1 protein-coding gene is annotated in these 243 nt (G+C 50.2%); it reads left to right on the top strand.

Annotated features, from left to right (window positions below; genetic code table 11):
• A partial coding sequence (locus tag R0J87_RS23830) for a ribonuclease E/G (protein WP_498889495.1) occupies positions 1-243 on the top strand: 243 nt, incomplete at both ends.

The following is a 243-nucleotide window of genomic DNA, read 5'->3' as shown; positions in this document are numbered from 1 at the left end:
TCTGCCGTCAGGCGGTTCCATCGTCATCGACAGCACTGAAGCCCTGACCGCTATTGATATCAACTCATCAAAAGCGACCAAAGGCGGTGATATCGAAGAGACTGCGTTTAATACCAACCTGGAAGCGGCAGATGAAATTGCCCGTCAGTTACGCCTGCGTGACTTAGGTGGCTTAATCGTTATCGACTTTATCGATATGACGCCAGTGCGCCACCAACGCGAAGTGGAAAACCGCTTAAAAGA

Source organism: Halomonas sp. SIMBA_159 (assembly GCF_046536035.1).
GTDB classification, from domain to species: Bacteria; Pseudomonadota; Gammaproteobacteria; order Pseudomonadales; family Halomonadaceae; genus Vreelandella; species Vreelandella venusta_A.
This window is presented reverse-complemented; position numbering and strand designations above follow the sequence as displayed.